This is a genomic window from Pseudomonas sp. PDM21, from assembly GCF_014852505.2.
In the GTDB taxonomy this organism is placed as follows: domain Bacteria; phylum Pseudomonadota; class Gammaproteobacteria; order Pseudomonadales; family Pseudomonadaceae; genus Pseudomonas.
In genome coordinates this window covers 2,771,565-2,791,853 of the sequence record NZ_CM181223.1, presented here as the reverse complement: position 1 = coordinate 2,791,853, position 20,289 = coordinate 2,771,565, and the positions used below count along the sequence as shown (strand labels likewise).

The window sequence follows — 20,289 nt, the reverse complement described above, 5'->3', positions numbered from 1 at the left end:
CTTTTAGGAGCGCGCTCAGAGACTCAGCTATAGACCGGCCACTGCTCGACGATGCGCCCTCCCCGCACGGCCAGCAGGTCGCCAAATTGCAGCAGGATCGACTCGGACTGGGTCGGCCGCAGGAACACCTGGTCGTCCACCTTCAGGCCCACGGCGCTGGAGCCGTTGACCATCTCCTGGTTGGAACTGCGCCCGTACAGGCCGTTGAATTGCAGGCCACGGGGCGATTCGGGCTCGGCCATCCAGTTGCCGCCATAGACAAAGAAGGTCTCGCGCTGGTTCGGGTCCCACCAGGAGAACAGCTTCGACTTGTCGTCCAGCGCCGGAATCTGCACCGGGCCGGTGCTCTTGATCACCGGCGTGGCGATGAAGGCGGCGGGCTGGTGCTCCACCAGCGACGGCAGGTCGTAGTGGGTCGGCTTGACCAGCGCCGAACCCACCGACACCTCGGTGCTGGTGCGTTCGTTCTCGTGCATCTTGTAGCTCGGGCTGCCGGCGGTATTGAGCGTCAGGCCCGGCTTCCACAGCGTCGGGTGCTGGGTGCGGGCGTAGTCGACGAAGCCGTCGTAGAGCGTCATCACCTTGGCGAAGAGTTCTTCCGAGGAGCCGAGGACCTCGGGCACGCCCATGCCGACGAAGGGGTCGTAGCCCATGAAGCCGGCGAACTCCAGGTGCTGCGGGTTGGCGCCGATGATCCTGAGCATCCGGCCCAGGGTTTCGTGATCAGCCACGCCGCCGCGGTGCAGGCCGACGTCCAGTTCGATGTTGACCCGCAGCCGGGTGTTGCGCCCTTGCGCCAGCGCCAGGTACTGCTGCAGGCGTTCGGGGGTGTCGAGCAGCCATTGCAGCTGGGTGGTCGGGTCGAAGGGACCGCGCAGGTTCTCATAGAACTGCTGCGCCGAGCCCACCGGCAGTGGCTTGCCCAGCAGCAGGTCGGAATCGGGGAAGCGCTCGGCGTCGTGGTTGAGGAAGGGCTGGTGGAACGACATCATCCGCCGGGTGCCGGCGCGCCTGGCGATGTAATCGAGCAGTTGCGGCGACGGCAGGGACTTCTCCACCACGCGCAGGTGCTTGCCGGTGCGGGCCACCGACTGCATTACCACGTCGACGTTGTGATCCAGCCGGTCGAGGTCGATCAGCATCACCGGGCGCATCGGCCCGTGCTCGCGCAGCTCGCGGTTGAGCCGGGCGAAGTAGTCGTCATAGGGCGCGCCGTGGTCGCTCGGTCGCAGCCAGGCGCCGGCACCGGCGAGCAACACGCCCGCCCCCGCCGCGCCGACGATGAAGTTGCGTCGTTTCATGGTGATTCTTCCTTGTCAGGCCACGCCCAGGATCGATGACAGGTGGGCATTGAGAAACTTGCCCTGCGGGTCCAGCTCGCGGCGCACCTCGGTGAATTCCTTCCAGCGCGGATACAGCGGTTGCAGCGTGCGCGCGTTCAGCGTGTGCAGCTTGCCCCAGTGCGGCCGGCCGGCGTACTTCCAGAAGATCGGCTCGACGGCGGCGAAGAAATTGTGGTGGTCCATGCTGTAGTGCTGGTGCACGGAGATCGAGCAGCTGTCGCGCCCCTCGAACATGCTCAGCGGGATGTCGTCGGCCTTCACGTAGCGGTACTCGATGGGGAACCAGGTGCGCAGGTCCTTGTCGTTGATCAGCTTGAGAATCTCGCGCAGGCAGGCCGGGCCATGTTCGGCCGGGACCGAATACTCCATCTCTTTGAAGCGCACGTTGCGCACGTTGGCAAAGACGTCGTAGGAGTCGCCGATGCGGTCGTCGAAACTGGCGATGTGGCGCAGGCTGTTGAGCAGGAAGCGCCGCGCCGCGGGGAAGTCGCTGCCGTACTTGTCCAGGCCCTCGATGATGCTGACGTATTCGTTGCCGCCCTCCTTGGCCGGGTCCAGCGGCGGCGTTGCCGGGTCGGTGGTCTCGTTGAGGGCGATCGACAGCGCGTAGTCGGAATGGGTCAGCACCTGCATTTCCCAGTGCTGGTTTTCGCGGGTGTTCTTTTCCACGTCCTCCAGCAGTTCTTCGGTGCTGGCGATCCACTGCCGTTCATGCAGGCGGAAGGCCGCGCGATTCTGCAGACGCACGCGGGTGGCGATGCCGAAGGCACCGAGGGACACCCGTGCGGCGTTGAACACCTCGGGATGGCGTTGGGCGTCGCAGTCCAGCACCTCGCCGCTGGCAGTCACCAGTTGCAGGCCGGTGACGTGGGAGGAATAGGAACCAAAGCCAACGCCGGTGCCGTGGGTCGAGGTGGAGATCGCCCCGGCCAGGGTCTGGTAGTCGATGTCCGACATGTTCGGCAGCGCCTGGCCGATCTCCTTCAGCGCCGGCCCCATGAGCGACATGGGCGTGCCGGCGGCGAATTCTGCCTGCAATGTGTCGGCGTCGTGGCCGAGCAGGCCATTGAAATAGGCCAGCGAAACCAGCGTGCCGTCGGTGGGCACCAGGGCGCTGAAGGAATGCGCCGAGCCCACCGGACGGACCTTGCCCTGGGCCTGGCGGATGACCTGGACCAGTTCGTCCAGGCTCTGTGGCGCCAGGCGAGCCGCCGGCAGGCAGCTCTGCCCGCCGGACCAGTTGCGCCAGGGAATCAGCCGTGGCGCACGGGCCAGCTCGGCTGCCAGCGGGCTGCTCGACAGCGCCAAGAATGCGCCGGCAATGCCCGCGTTCTGCAGCAGCTGACGGCGGGTGAGATGAATTGGCATCGAAGGAACCCCGCGCTTATTGGACCGACTGGCCGGACATGAAGGAAATCAGCGCGAGGAACTCCTCCTCCGAGCACTGCATGCACATGCCCATCGGCGGCATGCCCTTGAAGCCGTTGATGCTGTGGTCCAGCAGGCTGTCGGCGCCCTGGGCGACACGCGGTTGCCAGGCCTTCGCGTCACCGGTCTGCGGCGCTCCGGAGGCCGGGTTGGCGTGGCAGAGCTTGCAGCTGCTGTCATAGATCTTCGCCAGCGCGGGATCAGCGGGCGACAGGACGGCAGCGTTGCGGGCCACCGGCGGCGCGGCATCGTCGCCACAGCCGCCGAGCAGGCCGGTCAGGGCCAGCAAGGCAAGCGCAAGCCAGGGTGTTGCGGGTTTATGCATGGTGCTCCCCTTTTCTTCCCGCGCGCGGCGACGGCGCGGATTCTTGTTGTCATGGGTAGCTGGCAGGTTAAGGCGGGCAGCGGCCGCACCTGAGGGCATTACCGGCCAATAAGGGGGCTCTGAGCGGACAAGGTGGCGGTTTGGGTCCCTTGTCGGTTTCAGGATGCGCAGGGTCGTTCGAGTGCTATCCCTAATCCAGAGGGATGGCAATCTTTCCTACTGTCGAGGACCAGGCGCGCACAGATGCCTGGCCGGACGGCAACACCCCATAAGAACGATGGCGCCCCGCAAAGCCACGCAGACCGTGACGTGGCCGGTTCGCCGCCGCCGAAGGATTCCGGGCCGCCGCCCATCGCAGGCGCCCGCGATGTCGAGGTGCGCTGTATGCCTGATGATTCGCTTCACCTGCCCCTGATCCACGATGTGCTGGAACGTCTCAAGGCCACGCCCGGCGCCCTGCTGCCGGTGCTGCACGCCATCCAGGACTGCGTCGGCTACATCCCCGACGATGCCCTCCCGGAAATCGCCCACGCTCTGAACCTCAGCATCGCCGAGGTGCGCGGGGTGATCAGCTTCTACCACGACTTCCGCACCACGCCGCCGGCCCGCCATACGCTGCGCCTGTGCCGCGCCGAGTCGTGCCAGAGCCGGGGCGCCGAAGCCCTGGCCGCGCAGCTGCGCGAGCAGCTCGAACTGGACGACCACGGTACCAGCGCCGACGGCCGCATCGCCCTGCGCCCGGTCTACTGCCTGGGCGCCTGCGCCTGCTCGCCAGCGCTGGAGCTGGACGGCCGAGTGCATGCCCGCCTCACCGCCGAACGCCTGCGCGAGCTGGTGAACGGTTGCCGGGAGGACGCCGCATGCTGAAGCTGTTCGTTTCCTGCGATTCGGTGGCCCGCGCAGTGGGCGCCGACGAAGTGACCGACGTCCTGGTCGCCGAGGCCGAGCGCCGCCAGCTGCCGCTGGACATCCAGCGCACCAGCTCGCGTGGCCTGTACTGGCTGGAGCCGCTGCTGGAGCTGGAGAGCGACGCCGGCCGGCTGGGCTTCGGCCCGCTCACGGTCGACGACGTGCCAGCCCTGCTCGATGCGCTCGGCGGCGACCCGGCCAGCCATCCGCTGGCCCTGGGCCTGGTGGAAGAGCTGCCCTACCTGAAGAGCCAGCAACGCCTGCTCTTCGCCCGCGCCGGCATCACCCGGCCGCTGTCGCTGGACGACTACTGCGCCCACGGCGGCTTCGCAGGCCTGGCCCGCGCCATCGGCATGGACGGCGCCGAGGTCGTCGCCGCGGTGCTCGATTCCGGCCTGCGCGGCCGTGGCGGCGCGGCCTTCCCCGCCGGCATCAAGTGGCGCACGGTGCGCGATGCCGCCGGCAGCCAGAAGTACGTGGTGTGCAACGCCGACGAAGGCGATTCCGGCACCTTCGCCGACCGCATGCTGATGGAGGGCGATCCCTTCCTGCTGATCGAGGGCATGGCCATCGCCGGCCTCGCTGTCGGCGCAAGCATGGGCTACCTCTACGTGCGTTCGGAATACCCGGACTCCATCGCCACCCTCAACCAGGCACTGAAGCTCGCCCGCGACGCCGGCTACCTCGGTGAAGACGTCTGCGGCAGCGGCCGCGCCTTCGAGCTGGAAGTGCGCGCCGGCGCCGGCGCCTATATCTGCGGCGAGGAAACCGCCCTGCTGGACTCGCTGGAAGGCAAGCGCGGCGTGGTCCGAGCCAAGCCGCCGCTGCCCGCGCTGCAGGGTCTGTTCGGCCTGCCGACGCTGGTGCATAACGTGCTCACCCTGGCCTCGGTGCCAATCATTCTGGCGAAGGGCGCAGCGTTCTACCGCGACTTCGGCATGGGCCGCTCGCTGGGCACCATGCCCTTCCAGCTGGCCGGCAACGTCCGTCACGGCGGGCTGGTGGAACGCGCCTTCGGCCTGACCCTGCGCGAGCTGGTGGAGGGCTACGGCGGCGGCACTGCCAGCGGCCGCCCGCTGAAGGCCGCGCAGGTCGGCGGCCCGCTGGGTGCCTGGGTGCCCCCGTCGCAGTTCGACACCCCGCTGGATTACGAAGCCTTCGCCGCCGTCGGCTCCATGCTCGGCCACGGTGGCGTGGTGGTGGCCGATGACCGCCTGGATATGGCACGCATGGCACGCTTCGCCCTGCAATTCTGCGCGGAGGAATCCTGCGGCAAGTGCACGCCCTGCCGCATCGGTTCGACCCGTGGCGTGGAGGTGGTAGACCGGCTGATCGCCGCCACCGACATCAGCGCCCGCGAAGAACAGGCGCAGTTGCTCAGCGACCTCTGCGACACCCTGCAATACGGCTCGCTCTGCGCCCTCGGCGGAATGACCTCCTTCCCCGTGGCCAGCGCCCTCAAGCACTTCCCCGCCGACTTCGGTCTGGCGACTTCGGAGGCCGACCAGTGATCAACTACTTCGATCCCTCCTCGTCTGCTGGCAGCGCCAGCGACATCGACTTCGGCACACCCGCGCGCGACAGCGACGTGCAGGTCAGCCTGAGCATCGACGGCCGCGAGATCAGCGTGCCCGCCGGCACCTCGGTGATGCGTGCCGCCGCCCTGCTGGGCACGACCATCCCGAAACTCTGCGCCACCGACAGCCTGGAAGCCTTCGGCTCATGCCGCATGTGCCTGGTGGAAATCGACGGCATGCGCGGCTACCCGGCCTCCTGCACCACGCCGGTGAGCGAAGGCATGGTGGTGCGCACGCAGACGTCGAAGCTGGCTGACCTGCGGCGCAACGTGATGGAGTTGTACATCTCCGACCACCCGCTGGACTGCCTGACCTGCTCGGCCAACGGCAACTGCGAACTGCAGACCGTCGCCGGCCAGGTCGGCCTGCGCGAGGTGCGCTACGGCTACGACGGCGCCAACCACCTGAAGGACCAGAAAGACGTCTCCAACCCCTACTTCGACTACGACCCGAGCAAGTGCATCGTCTGCAACCGCTGCGTGCGCGCCTGCGAGGAAACCCAGGGCACCTTCGCCCTGACCATCGAAGGGCGCGGCTTCGAGTCCCGCGTGGCGGCGGCCGGGGGCGAGAACTTCCTCGACTCCGAATGCGTCTCTTGCGGCGCCTGCGTGCAGGCCTGCCCCACTGCCACGCTGATGGAAAAGAGCGTGGTCGAGATCGGTCAGCCGGAACGCGCCGTCATCACCACCTGCGCCTACTGCGGCGTGGGTTGCTCCTTCCGCGCGGAAATGAAGGGCAACCAACTGGTGCGCATGGTCCCGGACAAGAACGGCCAGGCCAACCACGGCCACTCCTGCGTCAAGGGCCGCTTCGCCTGGGGCTACGCCACGCACCCGGACCGTATCACCAAACCGATGATCCGCAAGCACATCGGCGACCCCTGGCAGGAAGTCAGCTGGGACGAAGCCGTCACCTACGCCGCCAGCGAATTCCGCCGGATCCAGACGAAATACGGGCGCGACTCCATCGGCGGCATCACCTCCAGCCGCTGCACCAACGAAGAGACCTACCTGGTGCAGAAGCTGGTGCGCGCGGCATTCGGCAACAACAACGTCGATACTTGTGCGCGGGTCTGCCACTCGCCCACTGGCTACGGCCTCAAGCAGACCCTGGGCGAATCCGCCGGCACCCAGAGCTTCGACTCGGTGATGCAGTCCGACGTGGTGCTGGTGATGGGTGCCAACCCCACCGACGCCCACCCGGTGTTCGGCTCGCAGCTCAAGCGCCGCCTGCGCCAGGGCGCGCAGCTGATCGTCATCGACCCGCGGCGCATCGACCTGGTCGATTCGCCCCACGCCCGCGCCGAGCTGCACCTGCAACTGCGCCCCGGCACCAACGTCGCCATGCTCAACGCGCTGGCCCATGTCATCGTCACCGAGGGCCTGGTCAAGCAGGACTTCGTCGACGCACGCTGCGAAGCCAGTGACTTCATCCGCTGGCGCGATTTCGTCAGCCTGCCGGAGAACGCCCCGGAAGTGCTCGGCCCGGTGTGCGGCGTGCCCGCCGAAGAGATCCGCGCCGCCTCGCGCCTCTACGCCACCGGCGGCAACGCGGCGATCTACTACGGCCTGGGTGTCACCGAGCACAGCCAGGGCAGTACCGCCGTGATGGGCATCGCCAACCTCGCGATGGCCACCGGCAACGTCGGCCGCGAGGGCGTCGGGGTGAACCCGCTGCGCGGGCAGAACAACGTGCAGGGCTCGTGCGACATGGGCTCCTTCCCCCATGAACTGCCCGGCTACCGGCACATTTCCAACGAGACGGTGCGCAGCCAGTTCGAACAGGCCTGGGGCGTGACCCTGCAGCCCGACCCCGGCCTGCGCATCCCCAACATGTTCGAAGCGGCGCTTGGCGGTACCTTCAAGGCGCTGTACTGCCAGGGCGAGGACATCGCCCAGAGCGACCCCAACACCCAGCACGTCACCGCCGCCCTTTCCGCCATGGAGTGCGTGGTGGTGCAGGACATCTTCCTCAACGAAACCGCCAAGTTCGCCCACGTGTTCCTGCCGGGCAGCTCCTTCCTCGAGAAGGACGGCACCTTCACCAACGCCGAGCGGCGCATCTCCCGTGTGCGCAAGGTGATGGAGCCCCTCGGCGGCAAGGCCGACTGGGAAGGTACCGTGGCCCTGGCCAATGCCCTGGGCTACCCGATGAACTACACCCATCCTTCGCAGATCATGGACGAGATCGCCCGCCTGACGCCGACCTTCACCCGCGTCAGCTACGCCGAACTGGACCGCCATGGCAGCCTGCAGTGGCCGTGCAACGATGCCGCACCGGACGGTACCCCGACCATGCACATCGAGCAGTTCGTGCGCGGCAAGGGGCGCTTCATGCTCACTGGCTACGTGCCCACCGAGGAGAAGGTCAACGCCCGCTACCCGCTGCTGCTCACCACCGGGCGCATCCTCAGCCAGTACAACGTCGGTGCGCAGACCCGGCGCACCGACAACGTCGCCTGGCACGAGGAAGACCGCCTGGAAATCCACTCCAGCGACGCCGAGAGCCGTGGCATCAGCGACGGCGACTGGGTCGGCGTGGGCAGCCGCGCCGGGCAGACGGTGTTGCGCGCCAGGGTCAGCGAGCGCGTGGCGCCGGGAGTGGTCTACACGACCTTCCACTTCCCCGAGTCGGGCGCCAACGTGATCACCACCGACAACTCCGACTGGGCCACCAACTGCCCGGAATACAAGGTTACGGCGGTGGAGGTGGTGCGCGTGTTCCAGCCTTCGGAATGGCAGAAGCGCTACCAGGCGTTCAGTGACGAACAGCGGCGCCTGCTCAAGGAGCGCCGCCACGCCCAAGGCGAGAAGGCCGAGAAAGTCGAGAAAGTCGAGGTCCGTCGATGAGCGTCGAGAACCTGATCAAGATGGCCAACCAGATCGGCCAGTACTTCTCCACCGAATCGGACCATGCCCTGGCGGTCCACGGCGTGCAGCAGCACCTGCAGAACTTCTGGACGCCGGCCATGCGCCGCGACCTGAAGGACTGGCACGTCAATCATCCCGGCACCGAGTTGCATGCCCTGGTGCAGGCGGCGCTGACGGAAACGGCGCAAGCCTGACCGCCCACACCGCACCCGGCCCGTGCGCCGGGTCGGGTGCGGCAGACCTCAGGCGTGCTTGCCCGAAGCCGTCTCGGCCGGCACCGCGTACTGCGGCTTGAGCTTGCCGTCCGCATCGAGCAGCCAGGCATCCATGATCTCGCGCACCACCGGCCCGGCCACACGCCCGCCGGCCTCGCCGTTCTCGATGGTCACCGAGACCACGATGGAAGGCTCGGCCGCCGGGGCGAAGCCGACGAACAGCGCGTTGTCGCGGTGGCGCTCCTTGGTCTTCAGGCGGTTGTAGCGCTCGCCCTGGCGGATCGCGACGATCTGCGCGGTGCCACTCTTGCCAGCAATGCGGTATTGCGCGCCCTGCCCTGCGGCCCGCGCGCCGCCGCCCGGATCGTGCATCACCAGCTGCATGCCGTAGTTCACCGCCTCCCAGTCGTGGGGATTGCTCAGGTGGATGTCGGGCATGGGGTTGGCATCGACGACGTCTTCGCCGCCCACCGATTCGGCCAGCCGCGGCCGGTGCCAGGCGCCCTTGCTGGCGATCAGCGAGGTCGCTTCGGCAAGCTGCAGCGGCGTCACCTGCATGTAGCCCTGGCCGATGCCGAGGATCACTGTCTCGCCGGGGAACCAGGCCTGGCGCCGGGTGGCGCGTTTCCATTCGCGGGACGGCATCAGGCCGGGGGATTCCTCGGCCATGTCGATGGACACCTTGCTGCCCAACCCGAAGCGCGTCAGGTAATCGTGCATGCGATCGATGCCGAGCTTGTGCGCGACGTCGTAGAAGTAGGTGTCGTTGGAGCGTTTGATGGCCGTGCTCAGGTCCACCCAGCCGTCGCCGCTGTGGTTCCAGTTGCGGTACTTGTGGTCGTAGTTGGGCAGCTGGAAGTAGCCCGGATCGAACACCCGCGTGGCCGGTGTGATGGTGCCGGTATCCAGCCCGGCGATGGCCACCACCGGCTTGATGGTCGAGCCCGGCGAATACAGCCCGCGCAGCGCCCGGTTGAACAGCGGCCGGTCGATGGAGTCGCGCAGCTGCGCGTACTGCGCCGAGCTGATGCCGTTGACGAACAGGTTCGGGTCGAAGCTCGGGTTGCTGACCATCGCCAGCACCTGGCCGGTGTTCGGGTCCAGCGCCACCACCGAGCCGCGGCGATCGCCCAGGGCCTTTTCGGCGGCCACCTGCAGGTCCACGTCCAGGCCCAGCACGATGTTCTCGCCGGCTACCGGCGGCACCTTCTTCAGCACGCGCATGACGCGGCCCTGGGCATTGGTCTCGACTTCCTCGTAGCCGACGTGGCCGTGCAGCTGCGGCTCGTAGAAGTGCTCGATGCCGGTCTTGCCGACGTACTCGGTGCCGCGGTACTCGGTGCTGTCGAGCCGCGCCGCCTCGCGCTCGTTGATGCGCCCAACGAAGCCGACCGAATGGGCGAAGTGCTCGCCGTAGGGATAGTGGCGAACGAACTCGGCATCCACATCGATACCCGGCAGCTTGTAGCGATTGACCTCGATGAGGGCGATCTGCTCCTCGCTCAGGTCATGCAGGATGGCGACCGGTTCGAAGGGATGGCGGCTCTTCTTCAGCGCCTTGTCGCACTGCAGGCGCTGCTCGGGGCTCAGGTGGAGGATATCGGTCACCTGGTCCAGCACCGCCTGTGAATTTCCGGCGCGCTCTCGGGTCAGGGTGAGGTTGAAGCTGGGCAGGTTCTCGGCGAGTACCTTGCCGTTGCGGTCGAAGATCAGCCCGCGCTCCGGGGGGATCGGCAGGACGTGGATGCGGTTGTTCTCGGAGACGGTGGCGTTGGTCGCGTAGTCGGTGACCTGGAGGAAGTACATCCTCGCCACCAGGGTCACGCTCATCAGGGCCACGAGCGCACCGCAGGCGATCAGGCGGCGGTTGACCAGCGTCGCCTCCTGCTGGTGGTCCTTGAGTTTGATCGGATCGTGCATCGGGATTCCAGAAGGTCCCCATCGACCCGGTGAAAAGCGCTTCGCCCCTGCCGTGCAGGGGAGCTTTCCGATCGATGCGGCCTGTTTGCAGCAGAGTGGGAGCGAAAGGAAGCGGGCATCGCCAGACGCGGGATCATCACGCGCCAGCTGGCACACCGGCGCGGCATGGTACCAGACTGGCAGGCCGGATTCTGACCGGTAGTCGAGGCGCTCCCCTGCGCGCCCTCAGAGCCCGGCGATCCCCGCCTTGGCGACCTGCGCGTCCTGTTCCGCGCGGACGCCGGAAACGCCGACCGCGCCCACCACCTGCCCGCCCACGAGGATCGGCACGCCACCTTCGAGAGAAGTCAGCAGCGGCGCGCTGAGGAAGGCCGTGCGGCCGCCATTGACCATGTTCTCGTACTCGCGGGTTTCGCGCCGGCCGATCGCCGCGCTGCGCGCCTTCTCGGCGGCGATGTAGGCACTGGCCTGGGCGCAGCCGTCCAGGCGCACCAGCGCCAGCGGGTGGCCGCCGTCGTCAGCCACGGCGATGCACACCGCCCACCCCTGGCGCCGGGCTTCGTCGGTGGCGGCGGCGACAATGCGGGTGACGTCGGTCTGGTCGAGTACGGCTTTGTGTTGCATGCAATCTCTCTCGTGAAACGGCGCATCGCGCCGGGTGGGAAGCGGGGAAAGTCAGACCACAGAGCCTTCCGGCGGCTGCTCCAGCACCGCCACGACCACGGCGCTGCCGACGATCAGCACGATGCCGACCAGCGACAGCAGGCTGAGCACCTCGCCCCAGATCACGTAGCCGAACAGGCTCGCCCAGATGATGCTGGTGTAGGTGTACGGCGCCAGCGTGGCGGCATGGGCGCGGCGCACGGCGATGGTGAACAGCAGCTGGCCGAGGGTCGCGAGCAGGCCGAGGGCGAGCATGAAGCCGAGGTCCGGCAGGCTTGGCGTGCTCCAGGAAAACGGCAGCGTGGCGCCGGTGACCAGGGTGCCAACCACAGTGAAGTACAGCACCGTGGTGGTGGAATCGTCGGTCTCGCGGATGCGGCGGATCTGGATCATCGACAGCGCGCCGAAGAAGGCGCTGGCCACCAGCAGGCCCGGCCCGACCAGGCTGGCCTCGGCGTTATCCGGTTTGACCACCATCAGCACACCGACGAAGCCCAGCACAGCCGCCAGCGCGTTGCGCGGCAGCAGGCGTTCGCCCAGCAGCAGCGGCGCCAGCACGATCACCAGCAGCGCCTCGGAATAGGCGATGGAGATGGCCTCGCTCAGCGCCACGTAGGGCAGCCCGGCGAAGAAGAGTGCCGACGAGCCCAGCAGGGTCACCGCGCGGATGCTCTGTCCGCGCACGTCCAGTTGCCGCCAGCGCTGCGCCAGCGGCCGGCCGCGCAGGCAGAGGAGAAACGCCGGCAGCACGCCGAAGGCCATGCGGAAGAAGGTCACCTCGTTGGCCGGGTACTTCAGCGCCACCACCTTGGCCAGCGCATCCACCACCGCGAAACAGAACATCGACAACAGCATCAGACCCACGCTGCGCATGGCATGGCTGCGGGGGGCGACGAGGGTCAGCTGGGGCATGTCGTGATCTCCTGTTGTTCGAGGTGAATGTCCGCGGTGAATGCCCGTGCTTCAGCGAGAGCCGAAGCGGCTGGCGAGGAAGGGCGTCACCGGTACGCTGGTGACGACGTCACTGGCCTGCTCGGCGAGCAGTTGGCCAGTGATCGCGCCGAGGGTCAGGCCGATGTGGCCGTGGCCGAAGTTGTAGAAGACCTGCGGCAGGCGCCGGGACGGGCCGAGCACCGGCATGCTGTCCGGCACCGAGGAGCGGAAGCCCATCCACTGCGACACCGGCTCGTGCTGCAGGCGCAGGAAGCGCCGCGCGCCACGGGTCAGGTAGCGGTAGCGCGCCGGGCTCGGCAATGCTTCCAGCCCGGCGAACTCCACCGTGCCGGCAATTCGCAGGCCCTGCGCCATGGGCGTCATGTAGAAGCCGCCGGCACCCCAGCACACCGGGCGATTGAGCACCTGCCCGGCGTGACCGAAGAGCACGTGGTAACCGCGCTCGGTGTCCTGCGGCACGCTGTCTCCCAACTGGTCCACCAAAGTCCGCGACCAGGCGCCGGTGCACAGCGCCACGCGGTCGGCCGCCAGTCGCTCGCCGCTCGTCAGTTGCGCCTGCACCGCATCCCTGCCCTGCCCGGCCGGCTCCAGGCCCAGCAGCTCGCCACGGCGGAACTCGCCGCCCCTGGCAAGGAAACGCTCGAACAGACGCAGGCTCAGCGCATAGGGATCGAGCGTGCGGCTCACGCCGGGCAGCTCCACCGCGCAGCTCGCGCGGGCGTTGAGCGCCGGTTCCAGCTCGCGCAGTTCGGAGCCCTCGACGAATCGGATCGGCACCTCGAAGCGCCGGTGGTAATCCACCATGGCCTGCGCGTCCCCGCGCTCATGGGCTTCGAAGATGTACAGCGAGCCGTCGTGGCGGATCAGGTCGTTGGCGCCGGTCTCGTCGAACAGACCCTGCCAGGCCCCCATGCAGGGGCGCAGCAGGGTGTTGAGGTCATGGCCGATAGCTTCCACGCGATCGCGCCGCGAGGCCGCCAGGAACTGCAGCAGCCAGGGCGCGATGCGCGGCAGGTAGGCCGGGCGGATCGCCAGCGGGCTGTCCGGGCGCAGCAGCATGCCCGGCGCCTTGCGCCAGATGCCGGGTGTGGCCACCGGCTCCACCGAGTAGGTGGCGAAGGTGCAGGCATTGCCGAACGAGGTGGCGAGACCTGGCGGATTGCGGTCCAGCAGGGTCACGCGGAAGTCGCGGCTTTGCAGTTGCAGCGCAGTGGCCAGGCCGACCACGCCGGCGCCGACCACCAGGGCGTGGCGGCGCAGGTCGTTGGGCTGAGTCATTTGCCGCTCATCACGCGGGTCCACAGGCGAGTGCTCATGCGCATCCCGGACGGCGACAGGGTCTTGATCGGGAACAGGGTGTCGAGCACTTCCTGCGGCGGGTAGACGGCCGGGTTGCTGCGCAGCTCCGCGTCGACGTACTGGGTCGCGGCGGCGTTGCCATTGGGGTACTGCACGGCATTGCTGATGTTGGCGATCACTTCCGGCTGCAGCAGGTAATTCATGTAGGCGTAGGCGTTGTCCAGGTGCGGCGCGCCCTTGGGAATGGTCACGGTGTCCACGGCTATGGTGCTGCCTTCGCGCGGCAGGCTGTAGCCGATCTTCACGTTGTTGCCGGCCTGTTTGGCGGTGGTCATGGCCTGCAGCACGTCGCCGCTGAAGCCGATGGCGACGCAGATGTTGCCGTTGGCCAGGTCGCTGACGTACTTGGACTGGTGGAAATAGCGGATCGACGGACGCACCGCCTGCAGTGCGGCTTCGGCGGCCTTGAAGTCGTCCGGGTTCTGGCTCGCCGGGTCGCGGCCGAGCACCTTGAGGGTGATGGGCACCATCTGGGTGGCGTTGTCGATCACCGCGATGCCGCACTGGGCGAGCTTCTCCGCGTTCTTCGGATCGAACAGCAGCTGCCAGCTGTGGGTGACGTCGGTGTTGCCGAAGATGGCCTTGATCTTGTCTTCGTTGTAGCCGATGCCGACGGTCACCCAGAGGTAGGGAATGGCATAGCGGTTACCCGGATCGTTGGCCTCGAGGATCTTCATCAGCTTGGGGTCGAGGTTCTTCCAGTTGGGCAGCTTGCTCTTGTCCAGTTCCTGGATGGCGCCGGCCTTGATCAGGCGCGGCAGGAAGTGGTTGGACGGACTGGCCAGATCGTAGCCGCTGGCTCCCGTCATCAGTTTGGCTTCGGTGGTCTCGTTGCTGTCGACGAGGTCGTAGGTAGTCTGGATGCCGGTCTGCTTGGTGAAGTTCGCCAGGGTGTCTTCGGCGATGTAGCCGCTCCAGTTGGCGATGGTGACGGTCTGCGCCGCCTGGGTGGTGCCGGTCACTGCTGCGAGTGCGAGGCCTGCCAGGGTGAAGCTGGCCAGAGTCTTGGAACGATTGATCATGCTGCCCTCGGTTTTTTTGTTCTTGGCGATAGTTTTCTAGAGATGGTCTTCATGGATTGTCGTGCGGGGGTAAAGCGATGAATCAGGCCTCGGCGCGTGCGCGGCGCACTTCCCAGGCCATGCGCAGCGAGGCGCCGATATCGAAGAACGGGCTGGGCGGCAGGTAGCCGGGGCTTGCCTGCGCCAGCACGTCGGCCAGCACGGACGAGCTGTCGCCCACGGCCATTTCCACCAGCAGGCGGCCCCACAGGGTGCCGCGCGCCACGCCCGAGCCATTGCAGCCGGCCACCGCGTGCAAGCCCTGGTCGACGCGGGCGAAGTACGGCTCGCCAGAGCGGGTGCCGCTGAGGTGGCCGGTCCAGCTGTAGGCGATGTCGGCTTCGATGATGCCGGGGAAACGCTTCTGCAAACCGCTCAGATGACGGCGACGGCGCTCGGCCAGTGCGTGGTTGTCGAGGTCGCGATGACGGTATTCGACGGTGTTGCGGATCAGCAGCCGGCGGCCCGGCAGCAGGCGCACGGTACCGCCGCCGGGCAACGGCGCGAGCACGCCCCACTGGCGCTCGCCGAACAGCGACTGCCAGCGCGGCTCGTCCAGCGGGCGGGTGATACTGGCGCTCAGTTCCAGCGGGAAGGCCCCGCTGTCGTGCAGACCGGCGCGGGCGATGAAGGCGCCCAGACAGACCAGCACCTGTGGCGCATGCACTTCGCCTTGCTCGGTACGCGCCACCCAACCCTGGCCGCTGCGGCGCAGGTCGGTCACGCCGCTCTGCTCGAAGACTTCCACCGACGCCGGCAGGTTCTCCGCCAGGCCCTTCACATAGCGCCCCGGTTGCAACAGCGCGTTACCGCCGGAGCAATGAATGGCCCGCGCATAGAAGCCACTGCCGAGCCGTTGCTCCAGCGCCGCACCTTCGTAGTAGCGAGCGCTGGCGCCGACCGAGGCCAGCGTGGCGAGGATACCGTCGACATCGCCCAGGTGCTCGGGCTGGTGGGCGGCGAAGTGATAGCCGTCTTCGAAAAGCTCACAGTCGATACCCAGCGCGGCGATGTGCTGGCGGACTTCCTGCGCCGCTGCGATGCCGATGCGCGAGGCGACCTGGTACGCGGCGTGGCCGGGCTGCCCGAGGCGTTCGCTGGCGGCAGGCAGTTCATGGGCCACGACGAACCCGGAATTGCGCGCCGAGGCGCCCTGGGCGATGCGCTGGCGCTCCAGCAACACCACGCGCCGCTGCGGGAATCGCGCCGCCAGTGCATGGGCAGCAGACAATCCGGTGATGCCGCCACCGATGATCAGCCAGTCCGCCCGCTCGGTGCCGCTGAGCGTCGGCCGTGCGGGCAACTCGCCCGCCAGGGCGATCCAGCCACAGTGATTGTTCATTGCCCGGCACTCCTTCACAATCCATGCGCCGGGCGTATCCAAGCGATTTCCCTGATGGCGCGTCATGCCCAGAATCTACGGGCAGTTACGCTGGAGGCACCAACGCTCATTTTTCATCCTGGTATTCCCATCTCGCATAGATCGGCGCATAGATCGCGCACGGAAGGGTCATGGACAAACTGCTTCGCGTTCCCTCCCTGCAGGCCCTGCAGGCCCTGGTACAGGTCGCCGACTCCGGCAGCTTTACGGCCGCCGCGAAACAGCTGCACCTGACCCAGAGCGCCATCAGCCGACAGGTGCAGCAACTGGAGGAGTACTACCGCGTGCCGCTGTTCGATCGCACCAGCCGCAAGGTGGCGCTGACCGACGCCGGCCGCGAGGTGCATGCTGTGGCCGAAGGCATGCTCCAGCAATTGCTGCGCCTGGAGGAGCGCCTCGCCCCGGCCTCGGCGGAGCGGCCCTTCCGCATCCGCATCTTCGTTTCGCTGGCGGTGCGCTGGCTGCTGCCGCGCCTGAGCTCCTTCTACTCGCGGCACCCGGAGCTATGCCTGTCCATCGAGACGGTGGGCGGCGAAGTGGTGGACGACGGCGGCGACTGCGACGCCTACGTGCTCTACCTGCCCAGCGGCAGCGACCCGCAGGGCCGCACGCTGATGCCGCTGTATGACGAATACCTGATCCCGGTCTGCGCCCCACGCCTGGATGACGGCCAGGCGCCGCCGCGTTCGCTGGAAGAGCTGGCGCGCCACCCGCTTATCCACGCCTCCAGCGGCGGCCTTGAATGGCCGCAGTGGCTGCGCGCCCAGGCCGCACCGCCGCCGACTTCGTTGAAGCACATGCTGTTCAACCTCGACGACCTCGCGCTGGACGCCGCCACCCGCGGACTGGGCGTCGCCATGACCGACCGCCTGCTGGCCCACGACGCCCTGCAGCGCGGCGACCTCATCGTGCCCTTCGGCGAGGCGCTGAAAACTGGCGGCCGCTATGCCCTCTGGCTGCGCGACAGCGGCGCCGCGCACCCGGCCTGCCAGCCGGTGCTCGACTGGTTCGAGGAGCAGCGCAATCAACTGGAATACTGAAGCGCTCTGGCCTGCCGGCAGAAGTGGTGCGACAATCGCCCAAATTAGTTAACAGAAGAAACCTTATTGCCATGACGAAGAAGAGCCGCGCCCCCGAGGGCGACGAAGATCAGGGCGCAGGCGCCGTCGCGCCGGCCTCTCCGCTGGACAACTACGTCGGCTACGCCCTGCGTCGTGCGCAGCTGATCGTCTTCCAGCACCTGGTGGACGAGCTGGCAAGGTTCGACCTGCGCCCGGCGCAGTTCACCGCCCTGGCCATAATCGACAGCAACCCGGGGCTGATGCAGGCCGACCTGGCGCGCGCGCTGGGCGTGGAGCCACCGCAACTGGTGCCGCTGCTGAACAAGCTGGAAACCCTGGCCCTCGCGGTGCGCGTGCGCTGCAAGCCGGACAAGCGCTCCTACGGCCTGTTCCTCAGCAAGGCCGGCGAAACGCTGCTCAGGCAGCTCAAGGAAGTCGCCCTGCAAAGCGACTTCGCCGCCACCTCCCGCCTCTCCGAGTCCGAGCGCGAACAGCTGCTCGCTCTGCTGCAGAAGATCCACGGCGCCGACTGATCCAGCCGGCACTCTACTCCCCGCCTCTATTTGCCCGACTCCGTTCACCGGCCCTGCCGGAGGGCGGAGCGTGCCGTTGACGAATGTCGCCAAGCCTCCTAGCATCGCAAAACTAGTTAATTGCATTAACTAGTTTCCGCCGAACAACAACTAGAAGAGCATCCCCGGCATGAGCGATACCACACCCGCTTCCGCAGCGCGCCCGAGCGCCGCCACACCACTCACCATCCTGCTGTGCTTCATCGTCGCCCTGCTCGAGGGCATGGACATCCAGTCGGCGGGCATTGCCGGCCCGGGCATCGCCGCCCACTTCGGGCTGGACAAGGCGCAGCTCGGGTGGGTGTTCAGCGCCAGCATCCTCGGCCTTTTGCCCGGCGCCTTCGCCGGCGGCTGGCTGGCCGACCGCATCGGCCGCAAGCGTGTACTGACCGTTGCCGTCGCACTGTTCGGGCTGTTCTCGCTACTCACCACCCAGAGCTGGAACCTCGACAGCCTGCTGCTGGCGCGCTTCATGACCGGCCTGGGGCTGGGCGCCGCGCTGCCCAACCTGATCGCCCTCACCTCCGAGTCCGCCAGCAATGACCGCCGGGCCACGGCGGTGAGCCTGATGTATTGCGGCGTGCCGCTGGGAGGTGCGCTGGCCTCGCTGGCAGGCATGTTCGCCACGCCGGAGCGCTGGCAACTGGTGTTCCACCTTGGCGGCTGGGCGCCCTTGTTGGTAGCGCCGCTGCTCCACTTGCGGCTGCCGGAATCGGCGGCTTACCAGCATCAGGTCGATGAGGGGCAACGCACGGGCATGGCACAGGGCCTGTTCGGTAACGGGCAGGCAGTGCCGACACTGCTGCTGTGGCTGAGCTGCTTCTTCACCCTGATGGTGGTCTATCTGCTGCTCAACTGGCTGCCCTCGCTGCTGATCGGCCAGGGCTTCAGCCGCCCCCAGGCCGGCAGCGTACAACTGCTGCTGAACCTGGGCATGGCGCTGGGCTCGGTGCTGGCCGGCGTGCTGCTGGATCGCTGGCGACCGGCCCTGCTGGTGGCGCTGATCTATGGCGGCATCCTGCTGACCCTGGCCGCGCTGGGTTCCTTCGAAGGCTTCGCCGGCATGCTGCTGGCGGGCTTCGCCGCCGGCTTCTTCGTGCTGGCCGCGCAGCTGGTGCTTTATGCCCTGGCGCCGCAGTTTTACCCCGCCGGCATCCGCGCCACCGGCGTCGGCTCGGCGGTTGCCGTCGGCCGCCTGGGCTCCATCGGAGGCCCGTTGCTGGCCGGGCAGATGCTCGCCAGCGGCAGCGGCACTGCCGGCCTGATGGGCCTCGCCGCGCCCGGCGTACTGATCGCCGCAGCGGGAATCATCCTGCTGCTGCGCCACCGGCCGACCCACGAATAACCCCCACGCCCGTGGGCGCGCCCACGGGCCACATTGCCCTAGGAAACCCCATGAGCCTGCCCGGACTTTTCAGCGCCTTCGACGATGCCCTGCTCGTCGAAGCCGTACGCACTCCCTGGATCGACTATCGCGGCGCCCTCGCCGCCGTCTCACCCACCGACCTGGGCATCTTCGCCGGGCGCAGCCTGTTGCGCCGCAGCGCGGTGGACCCGACCGACATCGACAGCGTGCTGGCCGGTAACATGGCCCAGGCCAGCTTTGATGCCTACATGCTGCCGCGCCACATCGGCCTGTACTGCGGCGTGCCGCAGCAGGTGCCAGCGCTGGGCGTGCAGCGTATCTGCGGCACCGCCCTTGAGCTGCTGCGCCAGGGCGCCGAGCAGATCCAGCGCGGTCAGGCCACCAGCGTGCTCTGCGTGGCCGGCGAATCCATGTCGCGCAATCCCATCGCCAGCTACAGCCATCGCGGCGGTTTCGCCCTCGGCCAGCCGGTGGAGTTCAAGGACTTCCTCTGGGAAGCCCTGTTCGACCCGGCCGTCGGCCTGAGCATGATGCAGACCGCCGAGAACCTCGCTCGCCGCCACGGCCTGCGCCGCGAGGAGGTGGACGCCTACGCCCTGCGCAGCTTCCAGCGCGCCCTGCAGGCGCAGGCGGACGGCTGGTTCGCCGGGGAGATCGAGGAGGTGCGCGAGCAGACCTTCGAGCAGGCGGGCCTGGCGCCGCGCCACTTGAAGCTGTCCGGACGCAACGCTGAAGCCGCCCAGGACAGTCATATCCGCGAAACCTCCGCCGAGGCCCTGGCGCGCCTGGGCGCGATCTATCCCGAAGGCGTGCAGACCGCCGGCAACAGCTGCGCGGTGGTCGATGGCGCGGCGGCCGCATTGCTGATGTCGACCAGCGCCGCAGCGGGCCGCCCCGTGCTGGCACACCTGCGCGCGGCAGCGGTGATCGGTGTCGACCCGGCGGTGATGGGCATCGGCCCGGCCCCGGCGATTCGCCTCCTGCTGCAGGGCAGCGGGCTGCGCCTGGATCAGATCGGCCACATCGAGATAAACGAGGCCCAGGCCGCCCAGGTGCTCGCCGTGCAGCGCGAACTGGAACTGGACGACGAGCGCCTGAACCGGCACGGCGGCGCCATTGCCCTGGGCCATCCGCTGGCCGCTACCGGCCTGCGCCTGGCACACACCGTGGCCCGCCAGATGGCCGCCAGCGGCCAGCGCTACGGCATCGCCTCGGCCTGCATCGGCGGTGGCCAGGGTATGGCCGTGCTGCTGGAAAACCCGCGCCCCGCCGCGTTCAACTGACC

General features: G+C 67.9%; 17 protein-coding genes. 8 read left to right on the top strand and 9 right to left on the bottom strand.

All coding sequences use genetic code 11. The features are described from left to right. Nucleotides 1-23: 23 nt before the first annotated feature. The 3 genes from IB275_RS13105 to IB275_RS13095 form a co-directional block, all read right to left on the bottom strand. Nucleotides 24-1,232, bottom strand: coding sequence for a DSD1 family PLP-dependent enzyme (locus IB275_RS13105; RefSeq protein ID WP_192295334.1), 1,209 nt, complete (start codon nucleotides 1,230-1,232; stop codon nucleotides 24-26). Between the two features lie 84 nt (nucleotides 1,233-1,316). Beyond that, a complete protein-coding gene (locus IB275_RS13100) occupies nucleotides 1,317-2,711 on the bottom strand; it encodes a D-arabinono-1,4-lactone oxidase (RefSeq protein ID WP_412548209.1) in 1,395 nt (464 codons plus the stop codon). 16 nt (nucleotides 2,712-2,727) lie between these two features. Beyond that, on the bottom strand, nucleotides 2,728-3,096 hold the full coding sequence (locus IB275_RS13095; protein WP_081518385.1) for a c-type cytochrome: 369 nt from the start codon (nucleotides 3,094-3,096) through the stop codon (nucleotides 2,728-2,730). 384 nt (nucleotides 3,097-3,480) lie between these two features. Between IB275_RS13095 and IB275_RS13090 the strand changes: the two genes are divergently transcribed. The 4 genes from IB275_RS13090 to IB275_RS13075 are packed head-to-tail and all read left to right on the top strand — an operon-like array spanning nucleotide 3,481 to nucleotide 8,646. Then, nucleotides 3,481-3,963: a formate dehydrogenase subunit gamma gene (locus IB275_RS13090; RefSeq protein WP_192295324.1), complete on the top strand. Its 483-nt coding sequence runs from the start codon at nucleotides 3,481-3,483 to the stop codon at nucleotides 3,961-3,963. Continuing rightward, on the top strand, nucleotides 3,957-5,516 hold the full coding sequence (locus IB275_RS13085) for a formate dehydrogenase beta subunit (RefSeq protein WP_192295323.1): 1,560 nt from the start codon (nucleotides 3,957-3,959) through the stop codon (nucleotides 5,514-5,516). Before IB275_RS13090 ends, IB275_RS13085 begins: the two co-directional genes overlap by 7 nt. Beyond that, the gene (fdhF, locus tag IB275_RS13080; protein ID WP_192295322.1) at nucleotides 5,513-8,431 is read left to right on the top strand and encodes a formate dehydrogenase subunit alpha; all 2,919 of its coding nucleotides are present in this window, start codon (nucleotides 5,513-5,515) and stop codon (nucleotides 8,429-8,431) included. Before IB275_RS13085 ends, fdhF begins: the two co-directional genes overlap by 4 nt. Continuing rightward, complete coding sequence (locus IB275_RS13075) at nucleotides 8,428-8,646, top strand: formate dehydrogenase subunit delta (RefSeq protein ID WP_192224475.1); 219 nt, start codon at nucleotides 8,428-8,430, stop codon at nucleotides 8,644-8,646. The genes fdhF and IB275_RS13075 overlap by 4 nt, the downstream gene beginning before the upstream one ends. 48 nt (nucleotides 8,647-8,694) lie before the next feature. Here IB275_RS13075 and mrdA read toward each other — a convergent pair whose 3' ends face one another. The 6 genes from mrdA to IB275_RS13045 form a co-directional block, all read right to left on the bottom strand. After that, nucleotides 8,695-10,587, bottom strand: coding sequence for a penicillin-binding protein 2 (gene mrdA, locus IB275_RS13070; RefSeq protein WP_192295321.1), 1,893 nt, complete (start codon nucleotides 10,585-10,587; stop codon nucleotides 8,695-8,697). 225 nt (nucleotides 10,588-10,812) lie between these two features. Continuing rightward, nucleotides 10,813-11,211 (bottom strand): heme-binding protein, encoded by a 399-nt coding sequence (locus IB275_RS13065; protein WP_192295320.1) that lies wholly within the window; start codon nucleotides 11,209-11,211, stop codon nucleotides 10,813-10,815. A gap of 51 nt (nucleotides 11,212-11,262) precedes the next feature. Next, nucleotides 11,263-12,162: a DMT family transporter gene (locus IB275_RS13060; protein WP_192224472.1), complete on the bottom strand. Its 900-nt coding sequence runs from the start codon at nucleotides 12,160-12,162 to the stop codon at nucleotides 11,263-11,265. A gap of 51 nt (nucleotides 12,163-12,213) precedes the next feature. After that, complete coding sequence (locus IB275_RS13055) at nucleotides 12,214-13,482, bottom strand: NAD(P)/FAD-dependent oxidoreductase (RefSeq protein ID WP_192295319.1); 1,269 nt, start codon at nucleotides 13,480-13,482, stop codon at nucleotides 12,214-12,216. Beyond that, on the bottom strand, nucleotides 13,479-14,585 hold the full coding sequence (locus tag IB275_RS13050; RefSeq protein WP_192295318.1) for a polyamine ABC transporter substrate-binding protein: 1,107 nt from the start codon (nucleotides 14,583-14,585) through the stop codon (nucleotides 13,479-13,481). Before IB275_RS13050 ends, IB275_RS13055 begins: the two co-directional genes overlap by 4 nt. An 82-nt stretch (nucleotides 14,586-14,667) precedes the next feature. Next, on the bottom strand, nucleotides 14,668-15,966 hold the full coding sequence (locus IB275_RS13045; protein WP_192295317.1) for an NAD(P)/FAD-dependent oxidoreductase: 1,299 nt from the start codon (nucleotides 15,964-15,966) through the stop codon (nucleotides 14,668-14,670). Between the two features lie 170 nt (nucleotides 15,967-16,136). Here IB275_RS13045 and IB275_RS13040 point away from each other — a divergent pair, with 170 nt between their 5' ends. The 4 genes from IB275_RS13040 (at nucleotide 16,137) to IB275_RS13025 (ending at nucleotide 20,287) form a co-directional block, all read left to right on the top strand. Further along, nucleotides 16,137-17,045 (top strand): LysR substrate-binding domain-containing protein, encoded by a 909-nt coding sequence (locus IB275_RS13040; protein ID WP_192295316.1) that lies wholly within the window; start codon nucleotides 16,137-16,139, stop codon nucleotides 17,043-17,045. A 71-nt stretch (nucleotides 17,046-17,116) separates the two neighbouring features. Next, on the top strand, nucleotides 17,117-17,599 hold the full coding sequence (locus tag IB275_RS13035; protein WP_081518397.1) for a MarR family winged helix-turn-helix transcriptional regulator: 483 nt from the start codon (nucleotides 17,117-17,119) through the stop codon (nucleotides 17,597-17,599). 169 nt (nucleotides 17,600-17,768) lie between these two features. Further along, a complete protein-coding gene (gene mhpT / locus IB275_RS13030; protein WP_192295315.1) occupies nucleotides 17,769-18,983 on the top strand; it encodes a 3-(3-hydroxy-phenyl)propionate transporter MhpT in 1,215 nt (404 codons plus the stop codon). A 50-nt stretch (nucleotides 18,984-19,033) separates the two neighbouring features. Then, a complete protein-coding gene (locus IB275_RS13025) occupies nucleotides 19,034-20,287 on the top strand; it encodes a thiolase family protein (RefSeq protein WP_192295314.1) in 1,254 nt (417 codons plus the stop codon). Nucleotides 20,288-20,289 lie beyond the last annotated feature (2 nt).

Bases quoted from the DNA above. Each gene is read 5' to 3' on its own strand.
- IB275_RS13100 (WP_412548209.1), bottom strand. From the start codon at position 2,711: ATGCCAATTCATCTCACCCGCCGTCAGCTGCTGCAGAACGCGGGCATT.
- IB275_RS13095 (WP_081518385.1), bottom strand. From the start codon at position 3,096: ATGCATAAACCCGCAACACCCTGGCTTGCGCTTGCCTTGCTGGCCCTG.
- IB275_RS13090 (WP_192295324.1), top strand. From the start codon at position 3,481: ATGCCTGATGATTCGCTTCACCTGCCCCTGATCCACGATGTGCTGGAA.
- IB275_RS13085 (WP_192295323.1), top strand. From the start codon at position 3,957: ATGCTGAAGCTGTTCGTTTCCTGCGATTCGGTGGCCCGCGCAGTGGGC.
- IB275_RS13075 (WP_192224475.1), top strand. From the start codon at position 8,428: ATGAGCGTCGAGAACCTGATCAAGATGGCCAACCAGATCGGCCAGTAC.
- mrdA (WP_192295321.1), bottom strand. From the start codon at position 10,587: ATGCACGATCCGATCAAACTCAAGGACCACCAGCAGGAGGCGACGCTG.
- IB275_RS13065 (WP_192295320.1), bottom strand. From the start codon at position 11,211: ATGCAACACAAAGCCGTACTCGACCAGACCGACGTCACCCGCATTGTC.
- IB275_RS13060 (WP_192224472.1), bottom strand. From the start codon at position 12,162: ATGCCCCAGCTGACCCTCGTCGCCCCCCGCAGCCATGCCATGCGCAGC.
- IB275_RS13055 (WP_192295319.1), bottom strand. From the start codon at position 13,482: ATGACTCAGCCCAACGACCTGCGCCGCCACGCCCTGGTGGTCGGCGCC.
- IB275_RS13050 (WP_192295318.1), bottom strand. From the start codon at position 14,585: ATGATCAATCGTTCCAAGACTCTGGCCAGCTTCACCCTGGCAGGCCTC.
- IB275_RS13045 (WP_192295317.1), bottom strand. From the start codon at position 15,966: ATGAACAATCACTGTGGCTGGATCGCCCTGGCGGGCGAGTTGCCCGCA.
- IB275_RS13040 (WP_192295316.1), top strand. From the start codon at position 16,137: ATGGACAAACTGCTTCGCGTTCCCTCCCTGCAGGCCCTGCAGGCCCTG.
- IB275_RS13035 (WP_081518397.1), top strand. From the start codon at position 17,117: ATGACGAAGAAGAGCCGCGCCCCCGAGGGCGACGAAGATCAGGGCGCA.
- mhpT (WP_192295315.1), top strand. From the start codon at position 17,769: ATGAGCGATACCACACCCGCTTCCGCAGCGCGCCCGAGCGCCGCCACA.
- IB275_RS13025 (WP_192295314.1), top strand. From the start codon at position 19,034: ATGAGCCTGCCCGGACTTTTCAGCGCCTTCGACGATGCCCTGCTCGTC.